Origin of the sequence: Streptomyces poriferorum (genome assembly GCF_019399235.1) — a bacterium.
Classification (GTDB): Bacteria; Actinomycetota; Actinomycetes; order Streptomycetales; family Streptomycetaceae; genus Streptomyces; species Streptomyces poriferorum.
In genome coordinates, this window is sequence record NZ_JAELVH010000001.1 from 9,545 (window position 1) to 33,571 (window position 24,027).

A 24,027-nucleotide genomic window follows, 5' to 3' on the forward strand; every position below is an offset into this window, starting at 1 on the left:
ACTTCTGGAGGTACCCCCATGTCCCGTCGCGACGGAGACGTCCTTCCCCTGACCGCGGCCCAGCGGGAGATCTGGCTCGCCGAGCAGAGCTCCCGGACACCGATTCCGGGCTACCGCGTCGGCGAATGCCTGGAGATCCACGGGCCGGTCGACCCGGAGCTGTTCGAAGCCGCGCTGCGCCGGGTGGTCGACGAGGTCGACGCCCTGCACGTGACGTTCGTGGACGGCGGTGAAGGCCCACGTCAGGTCCTGCGCGAGTCCTGGGACTGGGCGCCCGTCCATCTCGACCTCGGCACCGAGCCGGATCCCCGGGCGGCGGCCATGGACTGGATGAAGCGGGACCTGGCCCGTCCACTGGACCTCGGCCGTGATCCGCTGTTCGGCCACGCCCTGATCCGGCTGTCGGCGACGGAGTTCCTCTGGTACCTGAACTACCACCACGTGGTGCTGGACGCGATCAGCAGCTCCATGGTCAGGCAGCGGGTCGGCGAGGTGTACTCGGCGATGGCCGAGGACGGTGTCGTCCCGCCCTGCCCGTTCGGCTCACTGCGGGATCTCGTCGACAGCGACGCCGCCTACCGCTCGTCCGTGGACTTCACCGCCGACCGCTCCTACTGGACCGGGCGCTTCGCCGACCTGCCCTCCCCGACCCGGCTCACCGACACGTCCGCGACCGACCCGCACCGGGCCCTGCGCGTGGCCGGGGAGGTGGAACTGCGGAGCCCCGAGGCACTGCGGGCCGCGGCGGGCCGGGCCGGTGTCCGGTGGTCCCGGATGGTGGTCGCGGCGACGGCGCTCTACGCCCACCGGCTGAGCGGCGCCCAGGACGTGGTACTCGCCCTCCCCGTCACCGCCCGTCGGGGCTCCGGACCCGACCTGATGTCCGTACCCGGCACCCTGTCCAACGTGGTGCCCCTGCGCCTGACCGTGCGGCCGGACATGCCGTGGGGCGCTCTCGTCGCCCAGGCGGCCCGGGAGGTCGAGTCGGCCGTCGCGCACGAGCGCTATCGCAGCGAGGACCTGCTGCGCGACCTCGGCGCGCCCGGCAGCATCGGAACCGCGTTTCCGCTGATCGTCAACATCATGGCCTTCAACGCCCGGCCGAGCTTCGCCGGACATCCCGCCTCGGTTCACCACTTCGTGTCGGGGTCCACCACCGACCTGGCCGTCTGGGTCTTCGACTACCGGGACGGCAACCCCCCGCTTCTCCGGCTGCACGGCGCCCCTGAGGCGTACGGCGACGACGACCTCGCCGCGCACCAGCAGCGGCTGCTCGCCCTGCTCGAAGCCGTCGCCGAGTGCGATCCGGACGAGTCGGTCGGCCGGATCGGCCTGCTCACGGCCGAGGAACACCGCGAGGTGGTGTCCCTCGGCACCGGGCCGACGGCGGCGGCTTCGACCGGGAGCCTGCCGGAGCTGTTCGGGGAGCACGTCCGGGCGACTCCCGACCTTGTCGCGCTCGTGTGCGGCGACGTCTCACTGACGTACGCGGAGCTGGACGCGCGGTCGAACCGGCTGGCGCACGCGCTCATCGCACGGGGCGCCGGGCCCGAGCGGCTGGTGGCGGTGTCACTGCCGAGGTCGGCCGAGCTCGTGGTCGCGATCCTCGCGGTGCTGAAGACCGGAGCGGCGTACGTCCCGGTCGACCCCGAGTACCCGGCCGCCCGGATCGCGTACCTGCTCGACGACGCCGGCCCGGCTCTGGTGGTGACCGACGCCCGCAGCGGTGAGCGTCTGCCCGACGCGAGCACGGTGGGCCGGCTGGTGCTCGACGAGCCCGGGACGGCCACCCTGGTGGCGGGCTGCCCCGCCTCGGCCCCGAAGCCGGCCGTCGGTCCGAGCCACGCGGCGTACGTGATCTACACCTCGGGCTCCACCGGCAGGCCCAAGGGTGTGGTGGCGACGCACGGCGGTCTGCTCGACGTGCTCACCGACCACAAGCTCGTGCAGTTCGCACCGCTGCTGGAGGAGCGGCGGCGGCTGCGCGTGGCGCTGACCACCTCGGTGTCCTTCGACGCTTCCTGGAACCAGCTGTTGGCCCTCTTCGCCGGCCACGAGCTGCACGTCCTGGACCATGCGACCTGGACCGACCCCGAAGCCTTCGTGGATTACGCCGCGTGCCGCGGGCTGGACTACATCGAGGCCACCCCTTCCTACCTCCACGTGCTCGTCGCCCATGGGCTGCTGGACCATCCGCAGGGCCGCCCAGCACTGATCGCAGCAGGCGGCGAGGCCGTCCCCGAGCAGCTCTGGAGGAGGTTGCGGGCCGCCGACGGTTCCTCCTGCCTCAACCTGTACGGACCCTCGGAGTGCACCGTCAACTCGGTGACCGCTCCCACTGCATCGAGCCCGCACCCGGTCATCGGCCGGCCCGTCACCAACGCCCGCCTGTACGTGCTCGACGCCGCGTTGCGGCCGGTGCCGGCGGGGGTGCGGGGTGAGCTGTACATCGCGGGTGCGGGCGTGGCGCGCGGCTATCTGAACCGGCCGGACCTGACCTCGGGGCGGTTCGTGGCGGACCCGTTCGGGCCGTCCGGCTCGCGCATGTACCGCACGGGCGACCTGGTGCGGTGGAACGAGGACGAAAACCTGGAGTTCCTCGGCCGCACCGACGACCAGGTCAAGGTCCGCGGCTTCCGGATCGAACTCGGTGAGATCGAGGCGGTCCTCGCCGAGCACCCGGGAATCGCGCGTGCCGCCGTCACCGTGCGCAACGACGAGGAACCCTTGCTGGTCGCCTACGTCGTCCCCGCCGCGGGACATGACGTCCGGGCGGACGCGCTGCGGGCCCGGCTGCGGGAGCAGTTGCCCGAGCACATGGTGCCGTCGTCGTTCGTGGTGCTGGACGCGCTGCCGCTGACACCCAACGGCAAGCTCGACCGTCATGCCCTCCCCGCGCCCGGGCATCGGCCCGTTACACCGGGCCGCGCTCCGCGCACCTCGGTCGAGCATCTGCTCTCCGGGCTTTTCGCCGAGGTACTGGGCCTGCCCCAGGCCGGTGTCGACGACGACTTCTTCGCTCTCGGCGGGCACTCCCTGCTGGCCACCCGGCTGATTGCCAGGGCACGGTCCGTGCTGGGCGTGGAGCTGAGGCTGCGCGACCTGTTCGACGCGCCGACGGTGGCGGAGCTGGCGGCCGCGGTGGACCTCGCGGGCCGGGCGCGCCCCGCGCTGGAGCGGTGCGAGCGGCCCGAGACGGTCCCGCTGTCCTTCGCGCAGCGCCGGCTGTGGTTCCTGCACCGCATGGAGGGCCCGAGTGCCACCTACAACATCCCACTGACTCTGCGGCTGTCCGGCACCTTGGACCAACGCGCCCTGCAAGCGGCCCTGTCGGACGTGGTCGAGCGGCACGAGAGCCTGCGCACCGTCTTTCCGGTGGTCGACGGCGTGCCCTGCCAGCGGGTGCTCGGCACGGCAGGGCCGCGGCTGCGCGTGAGCGAACTCGGCGAACGCGACCTGCCGGACCGGCTGGCGGAGGCGGCGCGGTACGGCTTCGAGCTCTCCGAGGAGCCGCCGTTGCGTGCCGAACTGTTCCGGCTCGGTGCCGAGGAGCACGTGCTGCTCCTGGTGGTGCACCACATCGCCGGTGACGGCTGGTCGACGGGGCCGCTCTCGCGGGACTTGGCGACCGCCTACGCGGCCCGGAGCGAGGAGACGAAGCCGGAGTGGTCGCCGCTGCCGGTCCAGTACGCCGACTACGCCCTCTGGCAGCGGGAACTGCTGGGCGAGGGCACTGACCCCGACAGCCTGCTCGGCAGCCAGCTTGCGTACTGGCGGGAGAAGTTGGCAGACCTCCCCGCGCAGGTCGAGCTGCCCTTCGACCGGCCCCGGCCCGCGGCGATGTCCTACCGCGGCGCTCACCTGCCGATCCGGATCGACGCCGGTCTGCACCGGGAGCTGCGCGAAGTCGGCCGCGACGGCGGAGCCAGCCTCTTCATGATGCTCCAGGCCGGGCTGGCCGCTCTGCTGGGCAAGCTCGGCGCCGGTACCGACGTCCCGATCGGCACGCCGATCGCGGGTCGCACCGACGAGGCCCTGGACGACCTGGTCGGCTTCTTCGTCAACACCCTGGTCCTGCGCACCGATCTGTCCGGCGATCCGTCGTTCACCGATCTGGTGGGCCGGGTGCGTTCCGACGCGCTGGCCGCGTACGCGCACCAGGAGGTGCCGTTCGAGCACCTGGTGGAGGCGTTGAACCCGACCCGGACGCTCGCGCACCACCCGCTGTTCCAGACCATGCTCACCCTGCAGAACGCGCCGTCCGGCACCTTCGAGCTGCCACGGCTGCGGGTGGAGACCGGCCTGGTCCCCACCGGGACGGCCAAGTGCGACCTGACGTTCGTCCTGGCCGAGCAGCCCGGCGAGGACGGCTTGTCGGGCGTGGTGGAGTACAGCACCGACCTGTTCGACGCGGCCACCGTCAGCGAAATCGTCGAACGGTGGCTGCGGTTGCTGCGCGCCGTCGTCGCCGACCCCGGCCGGCGCATCGGCCAGGTGGACGTGCTGTCCGCCGACGAGCTCCGGGCACTGCTGCCGGCCGGCGTCGACCGGGATGCGCTCGCCGCCGAGGGCGACGGTCGCGCCACGGGCCACGGCGTCGGGGAGTTGCTGGAGAACAGCCTGCCCGCGCTGTTCGAGCGGCAGGTGCGGGCGAACCCGGACGCGGCCGCTCTCACGGACGGCGAAGTCACGCTGACATACGGCCAGTTGAATGCCCGCGCCAACCGGCTGGCGCGCGCCCTGACCGACCGCGGGGTCCGGCCGGAGGATCTGGTGGCGCTGGCCCTGCCGCGTTCGGCGGAACTGGTCGTCTCGGTGCTCGCGGTCCTCAAGGCCGGCGCCGCGTACGTACCGGTGGACCCGGAGTACCCGGCCGCCCGCATCGCCTATCTGCTCCGGGACACCCGGCCCTCGCTGCTCGTGACGACGAGCCGGATCGAAGAGCTGCCGGGTGCGGAGCACGTGGACCGGCTGCTGCTGGACACCACTGACCTGGACGGGCTGCCGGACACGGACCCGGGGGTCGCCGTCGACCCGGGCCAGGCCGCCTACGTCATTCACACCTCCGGTTCCACCGGCAACCCCAAAGGTGTGGTGGTCCCGCACCGCAACGTGGTGCGCCTGTTCGACACGACGCGGGACCTGTTCGACTTCTCGGCCGAGGACGTGTGGACCCTCTTCCACTCCTACGCCTTCGACTTCTCGGTGTGGGAGCTGTGGGGCCCGCTGCTGCACGGCGGCCGCCTGGTGGTCGTCGACCACGACACCAGCCGCTCGCCCGGCCGGTTCCTGGACCTGCTCGTCCGCGAGCGGGTGACGGTACTCAACCAGACGCCGTCCGCCTTCTACCAGCTGATGCAGGCGGACGCGGAGGCTCCGGAGACCGGCCGCCGGCTCGCGCTGCGCACGGTGGTGTTCGGCGGTGAGGCGTTGGAGCACGCCCGGCTGGCGAGCTGGTACGACAGGCATCCGCAGGACGCGCCGCTGCTGGTCAACATGTACGGCATCACCGAGACCACGGTGCACGTCACACACGCGGCGCTCGACGGGTCCGGCACCGCCGCCGGCCAGATCGGCACCGCCCTGCCGGACCTGCGGACGTACGTACTCGACGACGGCCTGCGGCCGGTGGCCCCGGGCGTGCCGGGTGAGCTGTACGTCGCGGGCGCGGGCCTGGCGCGCGGCTACCTGAACCGGCCCGGCCTGACTGCCGGGCGGTTCGTGACGGACCCGTTCGGACCGCCGGGGTCACGGATGTACCGCAGTGGTGACGTGGTGCGCCGCGCGGCGGACGGCAGCCTGCGCTACGTCGGCCGGGCCGACCAGCAGGTGAAGGTCCGCGGCTTCCGGATCGAACTCGGTGAGATCGAGGCGGCGCTGGCCGCGTATCCGGAGATCGCCCAGGTCGCCGTACTGGCCCGGCAGGACCGGACCGACGACACGCGGCTGACCGCGTACCTGGTGCCGTCCGCGGGCGCCGCACCGAGCTCCGCCGACCTGCGGGAGCATCTGCGCGAGCGGTTGCCGGAGTACATGGTGCCGTCGGCGTTCGTCGTCCTGGACGCCCTGCCGCTGACCGTCAACGGCAAGCTGGACCATCGGGCCCTCCCCGCTCCAGACCTCACTCCGGCGGCCCCCGCCCGGGCGCCGCGCACTCCGCGGGAGCAGATCCTCTGCGAGCTGTTCGCGGAGGTCCTGGGGGTGGCGTCGGCCGGCGTCGAGGACGGGTTCTTCGAGCTGGGCGGGCACTCGCTGCTGGCCACCCGCCTCGCCGCCCGGATCCGCGCGACGCTCGGCGTGGAGATGCCGCTGCGCACCCTGTTCGAGGCGCCGACCCCGGCGGGCCTTGCCGCAGCCCTGGCGGCGGCCGGGCCGGCGCAGGCCGCCCTCGTCCGGCGCGAGCGCCCCGACGTGATCCCGCTGTCGTTCGCGCAGCGACGGCTGTGGTTCCTCCACCAGTTGGAGGGCGCGGGCGCGAACTACCACATCTCCCTGGCCTGGCGGCTGTCCGGGGAGCTGGACCGGCGGGCCCTGGAGGCCGCCGTGGCGGACGTGGTGACCCGGCACGAGAGCCTGCGCACCGTCTTCCCGACGGTGGACGGCGTGCCGCACCAGCAGGTACTGGAGGCGGAGGCAGCCCGCCCGCGACTGCTCGTGAGCCCGGCCACCGAGGCGGAACTGCCCGCTCTGATGGCGGCGGCCAAGGAACGCCTGATCGACCTGGCGGTCGATGTGCCGCTGCGGGTCGAGCTGTTCGAGCTGGCACCGGACGAGCACGTCTTCCAGCTGGTGCTCCACCACATCGCGGGTGACGGCTGGTCGCTGGCCCCGCTCGTGCAGGGTGTGACCGCCGCGTACGCGGCACGCCGCCGCGGCGAGGCGCCGCGGTGGTCGCCGCTGCCGGTCCAGTACGCCGACTACACACTGTGGCAGCAGGAGCTGCTCGGCGACTCCACCGACGGGGACAGCCTGCTCGCCGGCCAGGCGGACTACTGGACCCGGCAGCTGGCCGGTCTCCCGGAGCTGATCCAGCTGCCCGCCGGCCGGGCCCGTCCGGCGGTCGCCTCACACCGGGGCGGTGCCGTACTCGCCGGTCTCGACGCCGAACTGCACCGCGGTCTGCGCGAGCTCGCCCGCGTGCACGGGACCAGTCTGTTCATGGTGCTCCAGGCAGGGCTCGCGGCGCTGCTGAGCAAGCTCGGCGCGGGCGACGACATTCCGGTCGGCAGCCCGGTCGCCGGCCGGACCGACCAGGCACAGGACGAGCTGGTCGGATACTTCGTCAACACCCTGGTGTTCCGTACCGACACCTCGGGCGATCCGACGTTCGCCGAGCTGCTGAGCCGGGTCCGGGACACGGCACTGGCCGGGTACGCCCACCAGGACCTTCCGTTCGAGCACCTGGTCGAGGTCCTGAACCCGCCCCGGTCACTGGCACACCACCCGTTGTTCCAGGTGATGCTGGTACTGCAGAACGCTCCCCGGGCTGATTTCGCGCCGCCCGGGCTGCGCGTCGACGACATGCCGTCGACGTCCACCACGGCCAAGCTCGACCTGATGTTCACCCTGTCCGAGCGGCACGCGGAGGACGGCTCCCCGGAAGGGATCGACGGGTCCGTCGAGTACGCCTGCGACCTGTACGACCCGGCCGTGGTGGAGACGATGATCGGGCGGTGGGAGCGGCTGCTCCGCGCTGCGGTCGCCGATCCGCGGCAGCGCCTGAGCCGCCTCGACCTGCTCACCGCCGAGGAGCGCCGTGAGCTGACGGAGCGGGGCACCGGGCCGGCGGTGGCCGCGGCGCCGGCGGCGAGTGTGCTTGAACTGTTCCGGGCGCAGGTACGTGCGATTCCTGACGCCCTCGCGGTGGTGGGGCCGGAAGCGTCGCTGACGTACGCGGAGCTGGACGCGCGGGCGAACCGGCTGGCGCACGCGCTGATCGCACGGGGCGCCGGTCCGGAGCGGTTCGTGGCAGTGGCTCTGCCGAGGTCGACCGAGCTGGTGGTGGCGATTCTGGCGGTGCTGAAGAGCGGCGCCGCGTATGTTCCCGTCGATCCGGAGTATCCGGCTGCCCGGATCGCGTACCTGCTCGACGATGCCCGCCCCGTCCTGACGGTGACCGCTGCCCGCACCCTGGGCCGGCTGCCGGACGGTGCTGCCGGACGGCTGGTGCTCGACGAGCCGGAGACGGCCGCCGTGGTGGCGAGCTGCCCGACGGCCGACCCGATGGTGGCCGCAGACCCGAGCCACCCGGTCTACGTGATCTACACCTCGGGTTCCACCGGCAGGCCCAAGGGTGTGGTGGCGACGCACGGTGGCCTGGTCAACCTGTTCGCCAACCAGCGGCCGCTGTTCTCCGGGGCCGGCGAGCGGCTGCGGATGGGGCTGACCACCTCCGTGTCGTTCGACGGCTCCTGCGACCAGTTGTTCGCCCTCTTCGCGGGCCATGAACTGCACGTCCTGGACGAGGCGACCTGGTCCGACCCGGAGGCCTACCTCGAGTACGCCGTGCGAGCGGACCTGGACACGGTCGGCGGCACCCCTTCCTACCTGCAGGTCCTGATCGAACACGGTCTGCTGGACCACCCTCGGTGGCGTCCTTCCGTGGTCGCGCTGGGCGGCGAGGTCATGCCGGAGCAGCTGTGGGAGCGGCTGCGGGCGGCCGACGGAGTGTTCTCCCTCAACTACTACGGGCCGTCCGAGTGCACGGTGGACTCGGTCGTCGCGCCGCTGGAGTCGAGTCCGCGCCAGGTGATCGGCCGGCCGTTCGGCGGTGTCCGGCTGCATGTGCTCGACGCCGCGTTGCAGCCTGTGCCGGCGGATGTGCCGGGTGAGCTGTACATCGCGGGTACGGGTCTGGCGCGCGGCTATCTGAACCGGCCGGGTCTGACCTCGGGGCGGTTCGTGGCGGACCCGTTCGGGCCGTCCGGCACGCGAATGTACCGCACGGGTGACCTGGTGCGGTGGAACGAGGACGGAAACCTGGAGTTCCTCGGCCGCACCGACGACCAGGTCAAGGTCCGCGGCTTCCGGATCGAACTCGGTGAGGTCGAGGCGGTCCTCGCCGAGCACCCGGGGATCGCGCGGGCCGCCGTGATCGTCCGGCAGGACCGGGCGCAGGGTTCCCGTCTGGTCGCCTACCTACAGGCCGCCACCGGGGCGGAGCTCCGGCCGGAGGGCCTGCGGGCCCACCTGCGCGAGCGGCTGCCGGAGTACATGGTGCCGGCCGCGTTCGTCTCCCTCGACGCTCTGCCGCTGACCCCGAACGGCAAGCTGGACCGGCGCGCACTGCCCGAGCCCGAGTCCACCGCGACTCCGGCCGGCCGGGCACCGCACTCCCCCCACGAACACGTGCTGGCCGGGCTGTTCGCCGAGGTGCTGGGCCTGCCCCAGGTCGGTGTCGACGACGACTTCTTCGACCTCGGCGGGCACTCCCTGCTCGCTACGCGGCTGGTGGCGCGCGTCCGTGCGACGCTGGGCGTGGAGCTGGCCCTGTCCGCCCTGTTCCGAACCCCGACCGTGGCCGGGCTGGCTGCCGGGCTGGGCGGCGCCGGCCGGGCCCGGCTCGCGCTGGAGCGGGCGGAGCGACCCGGCCTGGTGCCGCTGTCGTCCGCTCAGCGCCGACTCTGGTTCCTGCGCCAGTTGGAGGGCGCCGAGTCGGTCTACAACATGCCGCTCGCGTGGCGGCTCTCCGGACCGCTGGACCTGGCGGCTCTCGAAGCGGCACTGAGCGACCTCGCCGGCCGGCACGAAACCCTGCGCACGGTCTTCCCGGCCACGGACGGCGTGCCCTACCAGCGAGTACTCGCCTCGGCGGAGGCGCTCCCGCGACTGTCGGTCACCCCGGCCGACGAGTCGGCTCTGCCGGAACTGCTGGCGACGGCCGCCGCGCGCGGTTTCGACCTCGCCACCGAACCACCGCTGCGCGCCGAGGTCTTCGAGGTCTCGGCGGACGAGCACGTCCTGCTCCTGGTGATGCACCACATCGCCGGTGACGGCTGGTCGCTGGGCCCGTTGGCCGCCGACCTGGCAACCGCATACGCGGCACGCCGCAAGGGCGGGGCGCCGCAGTGGGCGTCACTGCCCGTGCAGTACGCCGACTACACCCTGTGGCAGCACCGGCTGCTCGGCGACGCGGCCGACCAGGACAGCCTGTTCGCCCGTCAGACGGACTACTGGACGCGGACACTCGCGGACCTGCCGGAGCAGATCCGGCTACCCGCCGACCGCCACCACCCCGCGACACCTTCCTCCTCCGGCGGCCACCTGGCCATCGAGCTGGACGCGGAACTCCACGCAGGCCTGGTCCGGCTGGGCCGGGAGCACGGCGCCAGCGTGTACATGGTGCTGCAGGCCGGTCTGGCATCGCTGCTGGACAAGCTCGGGGCGGGTACGGACATCCCGGTCGGCAGCCTGATCGCCGGCCGGACCGACCAAGCGCTGGACGACCTCATCGGGTTCTTCGTCAACACCCTGGTGCTCCGCACGGACACCAGCGGCGATCCGTCCTTCGCCGAACTGCTGGTCCGGGTCCGGGAGGCGGCTCTCGGCGCGTACGCACACCAGGACCTGCCGTTCGAGCATGTCGTCGAGGCCCTCAACCCGTCCCGGTCGCTCACCCGGCAGCCGCTGTTCCAGGTACTGCTCGCGCTGCAGAACGTGCCCCGCACCGAGTTCGAGCTGAGCGGTCTGACCACCGAGATCGTGCTGGTCCGGACGCCGACGGCGATGTTCGACCTCGGCTTCCACCTACTGGAGCGCGGCGGTACCGCAGGGTCGGCCGAGGGCATCATCGGGCGGGTCGAGTACAGCACCGACCTGTTCGACGCCGCCACGGTGGAGGCACTGGTCACTCGGTGGCTGCGGCTGCTGACGGCAGTGGTCGCCGACCCGGAACGTCCGCTGAGCCGGGTCGACGTCCTCACCGCCGAGGAGCGCCACGAGCTGTTGGTCACCCGCAACGACACGGCCGGCCCGGCACCCGATGCCACTCTGCCCGCGCTCTTCGAGGCGCGGGCCCGGGCGACGCCCCAGGCACCGGCCGTGGTGTTCGAGGACACCGTGCTGACCTACCGCGAGCTGAACCGCCGGGCCAACCGCCTGGCCCACGCGCTGATCGCCCGAGGCGTGGGCCCGGAGCAGGCCGTCGCCCTGCGGCTGCCGCGTTCGGCCGAGCTGGTGGTCGCCGTCCTCGCGGTGCTCAAGACGGGCGCGGCGTACCTGCCGATCGACCCGGACTACCCGGCCGCCCGCATCACGTACATGCTGGAGGACGCCCGCCCGGCCGTCGTCCTCGACGACCTCGCGGCCGTCACACCGGCCGGCGAGCTGCCGGAGCACGATCCGGCCGTCGCCGTGGACGACCGGCACCCGGCCTATGTCATCTACACCTCCGGTTCCACCGGCCGGCCCAAGGCCATCGCGATGCCCGCCGCCGGGCTGCTGAATCTGCTGGAGTGGCACCACCGGAGCGTCGGTGGCGAACCCGGCACGCGCACGGCGCAGTTCACCGCGATCAGCTTCGACGTCTCGGTGCAGGAGGTGCTGTCCGCACTGCTGTACGGCAAGACCCTGGTGGTGCCGACCGAGGAGCAGCGCCGCAGCGCGGAGCTGCTCGCCCACTGGCTGGACCGGCACCGGGTCGAGGAGCTGTTCGCGCCGAACCTGGTGATCGAGGCGCTGGCCGAGGCCGCCGAGGAGGCCGGGCTCGGCCTGCCGCACCTGCGGCTGGTCGCGCAGGCCGGCGAGGCCATGCGGCTGGGTGGTGCCATGCGCCGCTTCCGGGCCCGCCGGCCGGGCCGGGTGCTGCACAACCACTACGGGCCCGCCGAAACCCATGTGATCACCGCCTACGCGCTCCCGGCCGGCCCCGCCGACTGCCCGCTGCCGGTGCCGATCGGCCGGCCCATCGCCAACTGCCAGGCATATGTGCTGGATCCGGCGCTGCGACCGGTGGCCCCCGGTGTGCTGGGAGAGCTGTATCTGGCCGGGGCGGGGCTGGCTCGCGGCTATCTGAACCAGCCCGGTCTGAGCGCCGGGCGTTTCGTCGCCCATCCGTACGGTCCGCCGGGCGCGCGGATGTACCGCACCGGCGACCTGGTGCGCTGGCGTGCCGACGGCGAGCTGGAGTTCGCCGGCCGGATCGACCACCAGGTCAAGGTGCGCGGGTTCCGGATCGAGCCCGGTGAGATCGAGGCCGAGCTGACCGCTCACCCGGGCGTGTCCCAGGTCGCGGTACTGGCCCGGGAGGACCGGATCGTCGCCTACGTCGTCCCCTCGGACTCGACCGGGGCGACCGCGGCGGCGCTGGCGGTGTTCCTGCGCGACCGGGTGCCGGAGTACCTGGTCCCGTCCGCGTTCGTGCTGCTCGACGCGCTGCCGCTGACGCCGAACGGCAAGCTCGACCGGGCGGCGCTGCCCGCGCCGGAGCAGGGCCCGGCCGCCGGCGGCCGGGCGCCGCGCACGCCGCAGGAGCAGATCCTGTGCGAGGTGTTCGCCGAGGTGCTGGGTCTCGCCGCCGTCGGGGTCGACGAGGACTTCTTCGAGCTGGGCGGGCACTCCTTGCTCGCCACCCGGCTGGTCTCCCGGGTCCGGGCGACCCTCGGGGTCGAACTGGAGCTGCGCGCTCTCTTCCGGACCCCGACCGCCGCCGGACTGGCGGCCGGGCTGCCCGGCGCCGGAACCGCGCGGCAGGCTCTGGTGCCCCGGCCCCGCCGCGAACTGATGCCGCTGTCGTTCGCCCAGCGCCGGCTCTGGTTCCTCCAGCAGTTCGGGGCGCCGAGCGCCACCTATCACATGCCGCTGGCCCTGCGGCTGTCCGGAGAACTCGACCGGGCCGCGCTGAGCGCCGCGCTCGTGGACGTGGTGGACCGGCACGAGACCCTGCGCACGGTCTTCCCGCACACCGGCGGAATTCCGTACCAGCGGGTGCTCGACACGGCAGAGGCCGCCGTCCCGCTTGCCGTGCGCACGGCCGGCGAGAGGGAGATGTCCGCGCTGCTGCGCGAGGCGGCGGTGCGCGGCTTCGACCTGACCTCGGAAGTGCCGCTCCGGGCGGAGCTGTTCGCGGTCGCGCCGGACGAGCACGTGCTGCTGCTGGTCATGCACCACATCGTCGGGGACGGCTGGTCCATGGGCCCGCTCGCCCGTGACCTGGCCGCCGCCTACACCACCCGGCAGGGTGGCGGGGCGCCGGCATGGCCACCACTGCCCGTGACCTACGGCGACTACACCCTGTGGCAGCACGAGATCCTCGGCGACGAGGACGACGCCGACAGCCTGTTCGCCCGCCAGGTCGCCTACTGGACGCAGACGCTGGCCGGGTTGCCCGAACAGTTGCAGCTGCCTGCCGACCGGCCGCGCCCGGCCGCCATGTCGTACAGCGGTGACGTGCTGGAGCTCCGGATCGACGCAGAGCTGCACGCGGCCCTCGTGGAGTTGGCACGACGATCGGGGGCGACCCTGTTCATGGTGCTGCAGGCCGCTTTGGCGGCGCTGTACACGCGGCTGGGTGCGGGTACGGACATCGCGGTCGGGAGTCCGGTCGCGGGGCGTACGGACGAGGCGCTGGACGATCTGGTCGGGTTCTTCGTCAACACGCTGGTGCTGCGCACCGACACGAGCGGTGATCCGAGCTTCGCCGAGCTGCTGGGCCGGGTGAGGGAGACGTCGCTGTCGGCGTACGCGCACCAGGACGTGCCGTTCGAGCACCTCGTGGAGGCGCTCAACCCGTCCCGCTCGCTGTCCCACCACCCACTGTTCCAGACCGGTCTGGTCGTGCAGAACGCCCCGGGCGGCGCCTTCGAACTGCCGGGCCTCCAGGTCTCCGGCATGCCCGTGCTCACCGGGACCGCGCGGCTCGACCTGACCTTCGGGTTCGCGGAGGAGTACGGCCCCGACGGCGAGCCGGCCGGACTCAGCGGCGCGATCGAGTACAGCACCGACCTGTTCGACCGTGCGACGGTCGAGACCCTGGCCGCCAGGTGGACCAGGCTGCTGACCGCGGTCGCCGCCGCACCCGACCGGCCGGTGGGCGGCATCGACCTGCTGTCCGCCGAGGAGCGCGACGAATTGCTGCCCGCGGTCGAGGAGGGAGCGGCCGGGGAGAGCCTGCCCGAGCTGTTCGCGGCGCGGGTGGCGGCCGCACCGGACGCGGTCGCGCTGGTCAGCGGTGAGGCCGAGCTCACGTACGCGCAACTCGACGCGAGGGCCAACCGGTTCGCGCATGCGCTGATCGCCCAGGGAGTCGGCCCGGAACAGGTGGTCGCGGTATCCCTGCCGCGTTCGGTGGAATCAGTAGTAGCGGTCCTGGGCATCCTGAAGGCCGGAGCCGCCTACCTGCCCGTCGACCCGGCCTACCCGCGGTCACGCATCACGTACATGCTGGACGACGCCCACCCGGCCGTGGTCGTCGACAACCCCGCCATGCTGACCCAAGGCGACTGGCCGGACACCGACCCGGACATCCCACTCGACATCCGGCACCCCGCCTACGTCATCTACACCTCCGGCTCCACCGGCCGCCCCAAGGGCGTCGTCGTGAGCCACGCCGGTGTGTCGGGCCTGGTGGCGGCGCAGGTCGACCGGCTCGGCCTGGCGCCGGACAGCCGCGTGCTCCAGTTCGCGTCGCCCAGCTTCGACGCGTCGTTCTGGGACCTGTGCAGCGCGCTGCTCACCGGTGCCGCCCTCGTACTGGCCCCGGCCGAGGCTCCGCTGGAGGCCCTGACGGACCGCCGGTTCTCCGTCACCCATGTGACGCTGCCGCCCTCCGCCCTGGCCGCGCTGGACGGCACCGAACTCACGGCGACCACCCTGGTCGTGGCGGGTGAGGCGTGCCCGCCGGAGCTGGTGCAGCGCTGGGCGCACGGACGACGGATGATCAACGCGTACGGCCCGACCGAGACCACGGTGTGCGCGACCATGAGCGACCCGCTCTCCCCGGGATCCGGCGTACCGCCCATCGGGCGACCGGTCGCGGGCTTTGCGACGTACGTTCTGGACGAGCGGCTGCGCATCGTCCCGCCGGGCGTGCCCGGGGAGTTGTACGTCGCCGGCCCGGGTCTGGCACGCGGCTACCTGGACCGGCCGGGCCTGACCGCGGAACGGTTCACGGCGTGCCCGTTCGGGCCGGCGGGCGCGCGGATGTACCGCACCGGCGACCTGGTGCGCCGGCGTGCCGACGGCGAGCTGGAGTACGTCGGCCGGGCCGACCAGCAGGTGAAGGTCCGCGGCTTCCGCGTCGAACTCGGCGAGGTCGAGGCCGCGCTGGCCGATCACCCCGCCGTCGCCCAGGCCGCCGTCGCGGCCCAGGACGACCGGCTCGTCGGCTACGTGGTGGCCCGCCCCGACCTGGCTGCCCGTCCTGCGGAGCTGGCGGCGTACCTGCGCGAGCGGCTGCCGGACTACCTGGTGCCGGCCTTCTTCATGGTGCTGGACGCATTGCCGCTGACGCCCAACGGGAAGCTGGACCGGGCGGTGCTGCCCGTGCCCGAAGCCGCTCCGGCGGGGACCGGGCGGGTGCCGCGCACTCCGCAGGAGCAGATTCTCGCGGAGTTGTTCGCGGAGGTGCTCGGCGTGCCGCGGGTCTCGGTGGACGACGACTTCTTCGAGTTGGGCGGGCATTCCCTGCTCGCCACCCGGCTGGCCGCCCGGGTGCGCTCGGTGCTCGGCGTGGAACTCGAACTGCGCGCGCTGTTCCAGGCGCCCACCGTGGCGGGCCTGGCCGGGGCGCTGGCCGGGGCAGGCCGTGCCCGCCCGGCGCTGGCCCCGTACGAGCGGCCCGAGGCGGTGCCGCTCTCCTTCGCCCAGCGCCGGCTCTGGTTCCTGCACCGGATGGACGGCGCCGCCGCGACGTACCACATCCCCCTGGCGCTGCGGCTGGCCGGAACCCTCGACCGCCCCGCACTGGATCGAGCGCTGGCCGATGTGGTGGCCCGGCACGAGAGCCTGCGTACGGTCTTCCCGGAGGTCGCCGGCGTACCCTGCCAGCGCGTGCTGGACGCTGCCACGGTCCGCCTCCGGGCCCGGCCGACCGAGGTGACACGGGACGAACTGCCGGAGCGCCTGGCCGAGTCCGCCCGGCAGCCCTTCGAGCTCGCGACAGAGCCGCCGCTGCGGGCCGAGCTGTTCGCTCTCGCGCCTGACGAGCACGTGCTGCTGCTGGTCATGCATCACATCGCCGCCGACGGCTGGTCCACCGGGCCGCTGGCCCGCGACCTGGCCGAGGCGTACGCGGCCCGTTGCGAGGACCGGACGGACAGCCGGCCGGCCTTGCCCGTGCAGTACTCCGACTACACGCTGTGGCAGCGCGAGCTGCTCGGCGACACCGCTGACCCGCGGAGCCGGTTCGCCGAGCAACTCGGCTACTGGAAACGGCAGCTGTCCGACCTGCCGGAGCTGCTCCCCCTGCCCGCCGACCGGCGCCGTCCGGCTGTCGCAGGCCGGCACGGAGACCATGTCGGCCTGGAACTCAGCCTTGAACTGCACGCCGCGCTGACGGAATTGGCGCGGAGCACCGGAACGAGTCTGTTCATGGTGCTGCAGGCCGCGTTGGCGGCGCTGTACACACGGCTGGGCGCGGGTACGGACATCGCGATCGGGAGTCCGATCGCGGGGCGCACGGACGAGGCGCTGGACGATCTGGTCGGGTTCTTCGTCAACACGCTGGTGCTGCGCACCGACACGAGCGGTGATCCGAGCTTCGCCGAGCTGCTGGACCGGGTGAGGGAGACGGCCCTGTCGGCGTACGCGCACCAGGACGTGCCGTTCGAGCACCTCGTGGAGGCGCTCAACCCGTCCCGCTCGCTGTCCCACCACCCACTGTTCCAGACCATCCTTGCCGTGCAGAACGCGCCGATGGGCCGCTTCTCACTGCCCGGCCTGGACGTCACCACCTACGCGGTCGCGACCGGCACCGCCAAGTTCGACCTCGGCGTGAGCATGGTCGAACAGTTCGGTCCCGACGGGAGCCCGGCAGGAATCGCGGGCGCGGTGGAGTACGCCACCGACCTGTTCGACCGCTCGACGGTTGCCGCCCTGGTCCGGCGATGGACGCTCCTGCTGGAGTCCGTCACCGCCGACCCCGGACTGCCGATCGGGGAGATCGACCTCCTCGGCGACGACGAGCGGCACCTGCTGCTGGAACGCGACAACGCCACCGCCCGGGACGTGGACACCGTCCCGCTGCCGCAGGCCTTCGCGGCGCGGGTGGCGGCCGCACCGGACGCGGTCGCGCTGGTCAGCGGTGAGGCCGAGCTCACGTACGCGCAACTCGACGCGCGGGCCAACCGGTTCGCGCATGCGCTGATCGCCCAGGGAGTCGGACCGGAACAGGTGGTCGCGGTATCCCTGCCGCGTTCGGTGGAATCAGTAGTAGCGGTCCTGGGCGTGCTGAAGGCCGGCGCCGCCTACCTTCCCATCGACCCGGCCTACCCGCAGTCACGCATCACGTACATGCTGGACGACGCCCACCCGGCCGTGGTCGTCGACAACCCCGCCATGGTGACCGAAGGCGACTGGCCGGACACCGACCCGGACATCCCACTCGACATCCGGCACCCCGCCTACGTCATCTACACCTCCGGCTCCACCGGCCGCCCCAAGGGCGTCGTGGTCGGCCACGGGGGTGTCGCGAGTCTGGTCGCGGGACAGATCGAGCGCTTCGCGATCGAACCCGGCAGCCGGGTCCTCCAGTTCGCCTCGCCCAGCTTCGACGCCTCGGTGTCGGAGATCTTCACCGCACTGCTGGGCGGCGCCACCCTGATGCTGCCCCCCGCCGCCGATCCGGTCGCCGCCCTGACCGATCCGGGCCTCCGCGCCACCCACGTGACGGTGCCCCCGTCCGTCCTGGCCGCAGTGCCGGACGGCACGGTGACGGTGTCGACGCTGGTGGTGGCGGGTGAGGCGTGCCCGCCCGAGCTGGTGGAGCGCTGGGCGCACGGACGACGGATGATCAACGCGTACGGCCCGACCGAGACCACGGTCTGCGCGACCATGAGCGACCCCCTTACCCCGGGACCCGGCGTGCCGCCCATCGGCCGGCCGATCGCCAACGCCCGTGTGTACGTGCTCGACGACCGTCTGCGGCCGGTGCCGCCGGGCGTGACGGGAGAGCTGTACGTCACGGGCGCGGGCCTGGCTCGCGGATACCTCCACCGGCCCGGCCTGACGGCAGGGAGGTTCGTCGCCTGCCCGTTCGGATCCGGTGAGCGCATGTACCGTACCGGCGACCTGGTGCGCCGGCTGGCGGACGGCCAGCTGGAATACGTCGGTCGCGCCGACGACCAGCTGAAGGTCCGCGGCTTCCGTGTCGAGCCCGGCGAGGTCGAGGCCGTCCTGGCCGAACACCCCGCTGTCGCCCAGGCCGCCGTCGCGGCCCAGGACGACTCGCTCGTCGGCTACATCGTCCCGCGCCAGGACTCGGCCCGGGACAGCGGCCTGGAAGCGGACCACGTGGGCGAGTGGCAGGACATCTACGACGCCCTGCCCATCGCTCCCGACGCAGCGGCCTTCGGTCACAACTTCGTTGGCTGGAAGAGCAGTTACGACGGCGGCCCGATTCCTGTCGAGCAGATGCGGGAATGGCGGGACGCGACCGTGACCCGCATCCTGGCCCTGAAGCCGCGCCGGGTGCTGGAGATCGGAGTCGGCACCGGCCTGCTGCTCTCGCAGATCGCGCCCCGGTGCGAGACCTACTGGGCGACCGACTTCTCCGCCACCGCGATCGACGCCCTGACCGCCCAGGTCGCGAAGGAGGAGGGGCTGAACGGACGCGTGGTACTGGAGACCCGTCCGGCGCACGACACCGACGGGCTGCCGGGCGGTGAGTTCGACACCATCGTGATCAACTCGGTGGTGCAGTACTTCCCGACCGCCGAGTACCTCGCGGACGTGATCGGGAAGCTGATGAAGCTGCTCGCCCCCGGTGGTGCGCTCTTCGTCGGCGACGTCCGCAACCTGCGGCTGCTGCGTCCGCTGGCCACCGCTGTGGAGCTGCACCGGGCCGGCGACGGCTCCGACCGCGCGGCCGTGCGCCGCGCGGTGGAGCAGGCCCTCAGGGTGGAGAAGGAACTCCTCGTCGATCCGGACTTCTTCACCGTCCTGCGCGAACGGGGCACGGACATTGGCGCGATGGCCGTGGAGGTCAAGCGGGGCCGCCACCACAACGAACTGACCCGCTACCGGTACGACGTCACGCTGCGCAAGCCGCTCCTCGCCCCGGAGAGCCCGGCCGCATCCGTCGAGCTGGCCTGGGGGCGGCAGATCACCGGGACGGCCGGGTTGCGCGAGCTGCTCGCCCAGCCGCCCGCCGAGGTGCTGCGGATCACCGGGGTGCCGAACCGCCGTGTGGTGGGGGAATCCGCCCTCGCCCGGGCGGTACAGGACGAGGACGGACCGCTCGCGGAACTGCTGGAGCGGTTGCACGCCCCGCAGGAGAGCGACCTCCCCGACCCGGAGGATTTCCACGCCCTCGGCGAGGAGTTCGGCCGCACGGTGGCCGTCACCTGGTCAGCCACCGCGGCTGACGCCGTGGACGTCGTCCTCGCCGGCGCACGCCACGGCTCGGCATTCGAGCCGTGCCGGCCGGCCGGGGCCTCCGGCCGGCCGCTCTCCTCGCTGACCAGCCGCCCGGCCGGCATCCGTGGCACCGGCGCACTCCTCGGCGAACTCCGGGACTGGCTGCGCGGGCAGCTGCCCGACTACCTCGTCCCGTCCGCGTTCGTCGCGATGGACGCGCTGCCGCTGACGGCCAGCGGCAAGCTCGACCGCCGTGCGCTGCCCGCCCCCGACCTCGGCACAGCCGCTGTCGGGCGGGCGCCGCGCACCCCGCAGGAACAGGTCCTCGCGGAGCTGTTCGCCGAGGTGCTCGGGCTGGCACAGGTCGGGGTCGACGACAGCTTCTTCGACCTCGGCGGACACTCACTGCTGGCAACCCGCCTGGCCTCCAGGGTCCGGGCGACCCTGGGCGCGGAGCTGGAGGTCCGGACCCTGTTCGAGACCCCGACCGTGGCCGGGCTGGCGGCCCACCTGGACGGTTCCGGAGCAGCGCGGCCCGCGCTGACCGCCCGGCCCCGTCCGGAGCACCTGGAACTGTCCTTCGCCCAGCGCCGCTTGTGGTTCCTGCACCGGATGGACGGACCGAGCGCCACCTACAACATGCCGCTCGCGCTGAGCCTGACCGGCAGCCTCGACCGGTCGGCCCTGCACGGCGCACTCGCGGACGTGATCGCCCGGCACGAGAGCCTGCGGACGGTCTTCCGCGAGACCGACGGCGTGCCGTACCAGGTCGTGCTGAGCACCGCGCAGGCACACCCGGCGCTGCCGGTGGTCGAACTCTCCGAGAGCCGGCTGGCCGAGCGCCTGGCGAACACGGCCCGGCGCGGCTTCGACCTGGCCGGGGAGCCGCCGATCCGGGCCGAGCTGTACGCACTCGCCCCCGACCGGCACGTGCTGCTGGTCGTGGTGCACCACATCGCCGCCGACGGCTGGTCGATGGGACCGCTCTCCGGCGACCTCGCGACGGCCTACGCGGCGCGCTGCCGGGGCGAGGAGCCTCAGTGGTCCCCATTGCCGGTGCAGTACGCCGACTACACCCGCTGGCAACGCGACCTGCTCGGTGACGCCACCGATCCGGACAGCCTGTTCGCCCGGCAACTGGCCTACTGGAAGGACGAGCTGACCGGAATTCCGCAGCAGGTGCAGCTGCCCGCCGACCGGCCCCGGCCGCCGGTCGCCTCCCAGCAGGGCGACCGGGTCGTGGTACGGCTCGACCCCGAGCTGCACCAGGCACTGCGGGACCTGGCCTCCGCGCGCGGGGCCAGCATGTTCATGGTGCTCCAGGCGGGTCTCGCCGCTCTCCTCAACCGGCTCGGTGCCGGTACGGACATTCCGATCGGCAGTCCGATCGCCGGCCGTACCGACCAGGCACTGGACGAGCTCGTCGGCTTCTTCGTCAACACGCTGGTGCTGCGCACCGACACCAGCGGCGACCCCTGCTTCGGCGAACTGCTCGGCCGGGTGCGGCAGAAGGCGCTCACGGCGTACGACCACCAGGACGTGCCCTTCGAGTACCTGGTCGAGTTGGCCAACCCGGTGCGATCGCTGGCCCATCACCCTCTGTTCCAGATCATGCTGGCCCTGCAGAACGCGCCGCTCGGTGAGTTCGCCCTGCCGGGGCTGGAGACCGGACACCTGGAGGCACCGACCGGGACCTCCCGGGTCGACCTGACGTTCAGCCTGGCCGAGCAGTTCCGCCCGGACGGAGGTGCCGACGGTCTGGTCGGCGCGGTGGAGTACGCCACCGACCTGTTCGACGCGTCCACGGTGGAGCTGCTGTTCGAGCGCTGGGCCCGTCTGCTGCGCGCGGCGGTCGCCGACCCCGGCCGGCCGATCAGCCGGATCGACCTCATGTCCGACGCCGAACGCCACCGGCTGCTGTACGGCTTCAACGACACGGCCGCAAAGACGCCGTCGGCCTCGGTTCCGGAGCTGTTCGCCCGTCAGGTACGTGCCAATCCGGACGCGGTCGCGGTCGCGGCGGGCGGCACCGAGCTGACCTACGCGGAACTCGGCCTGCGGGCCGACCGCCTGGCAGGAGCGCTGATCCGCCAGGGCGTGCGGCCGGAGACGCCGGTCGCGGTCCTGATGGACCGCTCGGCGGAGCTTGTCGTGGCGATCCTGGCGATCGTCAAGGCGGGTGGCGCCTACGTGCCGCTGGACTCCCGCTTCCCGTCCTCCCGGATCGACCTGATCATGCGGGAGAGCGGGGCCGCCCTGGTCCTCACCCCGGAGGTGCTCGCCGCTCTCATGCGGTCCGCGGCCGCCGACCCGTACGAGGCCGACGTCGTCTGCGAACCGGGGCAGGTGGCGTACATCATGTACACCTCCGGCTCGACCGGACGGCCGAAGGGCGTGGCCGTGACCCACGGGGACGTGGCCGGCCTGGCACTGACGCCCGAATGGCGTGGTGGCGGACATGAGCGGGTGCTGATGCACTCTCCGACGGCCTTTGACCTGTCGACCTACGAGCTGTGGGTTCCGCTGCTCAACGGTGGCCGAGTCGTGGTCGCACCGCCCGAGCAGCTCGACCTCGACCTGCTGCAGCACACGATCACTGCGCACGGGGTGACCGGACTGTGGCTGACCGCCGGTCTGTTCCGTCTGGTCGCCGAGGAGCGACCGGGCCTGCTCGCCGGGGTCCGCGAGGTGTGGACCGGCGGCGACGTGGTCTCCCCCGCCGCCGTCGCGCGGGTGCTCGCGGCCTGCCCCGGCATCGAGGTGGTCAACGGCTACGGGCCGACCGAAGCAACCACCCTGGCCACCTGTCACCCTGTGCGCGACCTTCCCGAGAACGCCGCGACCGTGCCGATCGGCGGGCCGATGGCGAACATGCGCGCCTACGTGCTCGACGACCGGCTTCGGCCGGTTCCGGCGGGCATGGTCGGTGAGCTGTACCTCGCGGGGACGGGCGTGGCCCGCGGCTACTTCGGCCGCCCCGGCCTGACGGCTGAGCGCTTCACCGCCGACCCGTACGGGCCGGCCGGAAGCCGGATGTACCGCACCGGCGACCTCGCCTGGTGGCGCCCTGACGGGCACCCCGGGGCGGCGGCCGGGGGCGGCACCCTGGAGTTCGCCGGACGCGTCGACCACCAGGTCAAGCTGCGCGGCCAGCGGATCGAGCCCGGGGAGGTCGAGGCGGTCCTGACAGGCTGCCCGGGCGTCGCCCAGGCGGCTGTGGTCGCCCGTGAGGACCGGCCGGGAGACAAGCGGCTGGTCGCCTACCTGGTACCCGCACCCGAGGGTGCGCCCGGGACGGCGGAGCTGGCCGGCCGGCTGCGCCGCGAGCTGCCCGACTACATGGTGCCGGCGGCGTTCGTCATCCTGGACACGCTGCCGCTCACCGCCAACGGCAAGCTCGACCGAGCCGCTCTGCCGGCCCCCGACTACGGGGCATCGGATGCGGGGCGCGGCCCCCGGACGCCGCAGGAACAACTGCTGTGCGGCCTGTTCGCCGAGGTCCTCGGCCGGGAGCAGGTGGGCATCGACGACGGCTTCTTCGATCTGGGCGGGCACTCGCTGCTGGCCGCCCGGCTGGCCTCCCGGGTTCGCGAGACCCTCGGCCTCGAGCTGGGGCTCCGCCTGCTGTTCGAGGCGCCGACCGTGGCCGGGCTCAGCGAACGCCTGGGCATGAACGGTCCGGACGACGCGCTGGACGTGCTGTTGCCGCTGCGTTCGACCGGGACGGGCACACCGCTGTTCTGCGTCCACCCCGGCGGCGGCATCAGCTGGTCCTACAGCGGGCTGCTGAACCACCTCGGCCCGCAGCACCCGGTGTACGCGATCCAGGCACGCGGCCTCGGCCGCCCCGAGCCCCTGCCGGCGTCCTACGAGGAGATGGCGGCGGACTACGCCGACCACATCCAGAAGATCCGGCCGGAGGGCCCGTATCTGCTGCTCGGCTGGTCCGCGGGCGGCCTGATCGCCCACGCAGTGGCCTGCGAACTGCAGGCCCGTGGCGAGCGCACCGCGCTCCTGGCGATCCTCGACGCCTACCCGGTGAAGGACGTGCGATTCGAGGAGGAGCCGGTGCCCACCGTGCGGGACGTGCTCGTCGGGGTGCTCGATGTCGACCCGGACGAACTGGACGACCAGGAGATCACCTACGCCGAGGTCGCCGAGGTACTGAACCGGCGGGGCAGCGCGCTGGCCGGCCTGAACGAACGCCAGGTCGAGGTGATCGTCCAGATCATGATCAACAACGCGAAGCTCGCCGTCGACTTCGTCCCCGGCCGGTACGACGGGGACCTGCTGCTGTTCAACTCCACCATCGACCGGGACCACGACGACGCCGGTCCGGCTCTCTGGCACCCGTACATCACGGGCCGGATCGAATCCCACGAGATCACCACCCGGCACGACCAGATGACCCAGGCGGGATCGCTGGCCCAGATCGGGCCGGTCCTGGCCGCCAGGATCGCCGAAGCCACCGGTGACGCCGGTGACACCACCCATTCCCCTCAGGAGGACTGACCC

At 72.7% G+C, this 24,027-nt stretch carries 1 protein-coding gene; it reads left to right on the plus strand.

Annotated elements, in window-relative coordinates; genetic code table 11:
* Positions 1-18 precede the first annotated feature (18 nt).
* Entirely contained in the window at positions 19-24,024 is a 24,006-nt protein-coding gene (locus JGS39_RS00040) for a non-ribosomal peptide synthase/polyketide synthase (RefSeq protein WP_219566383.1), read from the plus strand.
* The last annotated feature ends 3 nt before the right edge of the window (positions 24,025-24,027 follow it).

Coding starts and splice junctions, on each gene's coding strand:
- JGS39_RS00040 (WP_219566383.1), top strand. CDS start 19: ATGTCCCGTCGCGACGGAGACGTCCTTCCCCTGACCGCGGCCCAGCGG.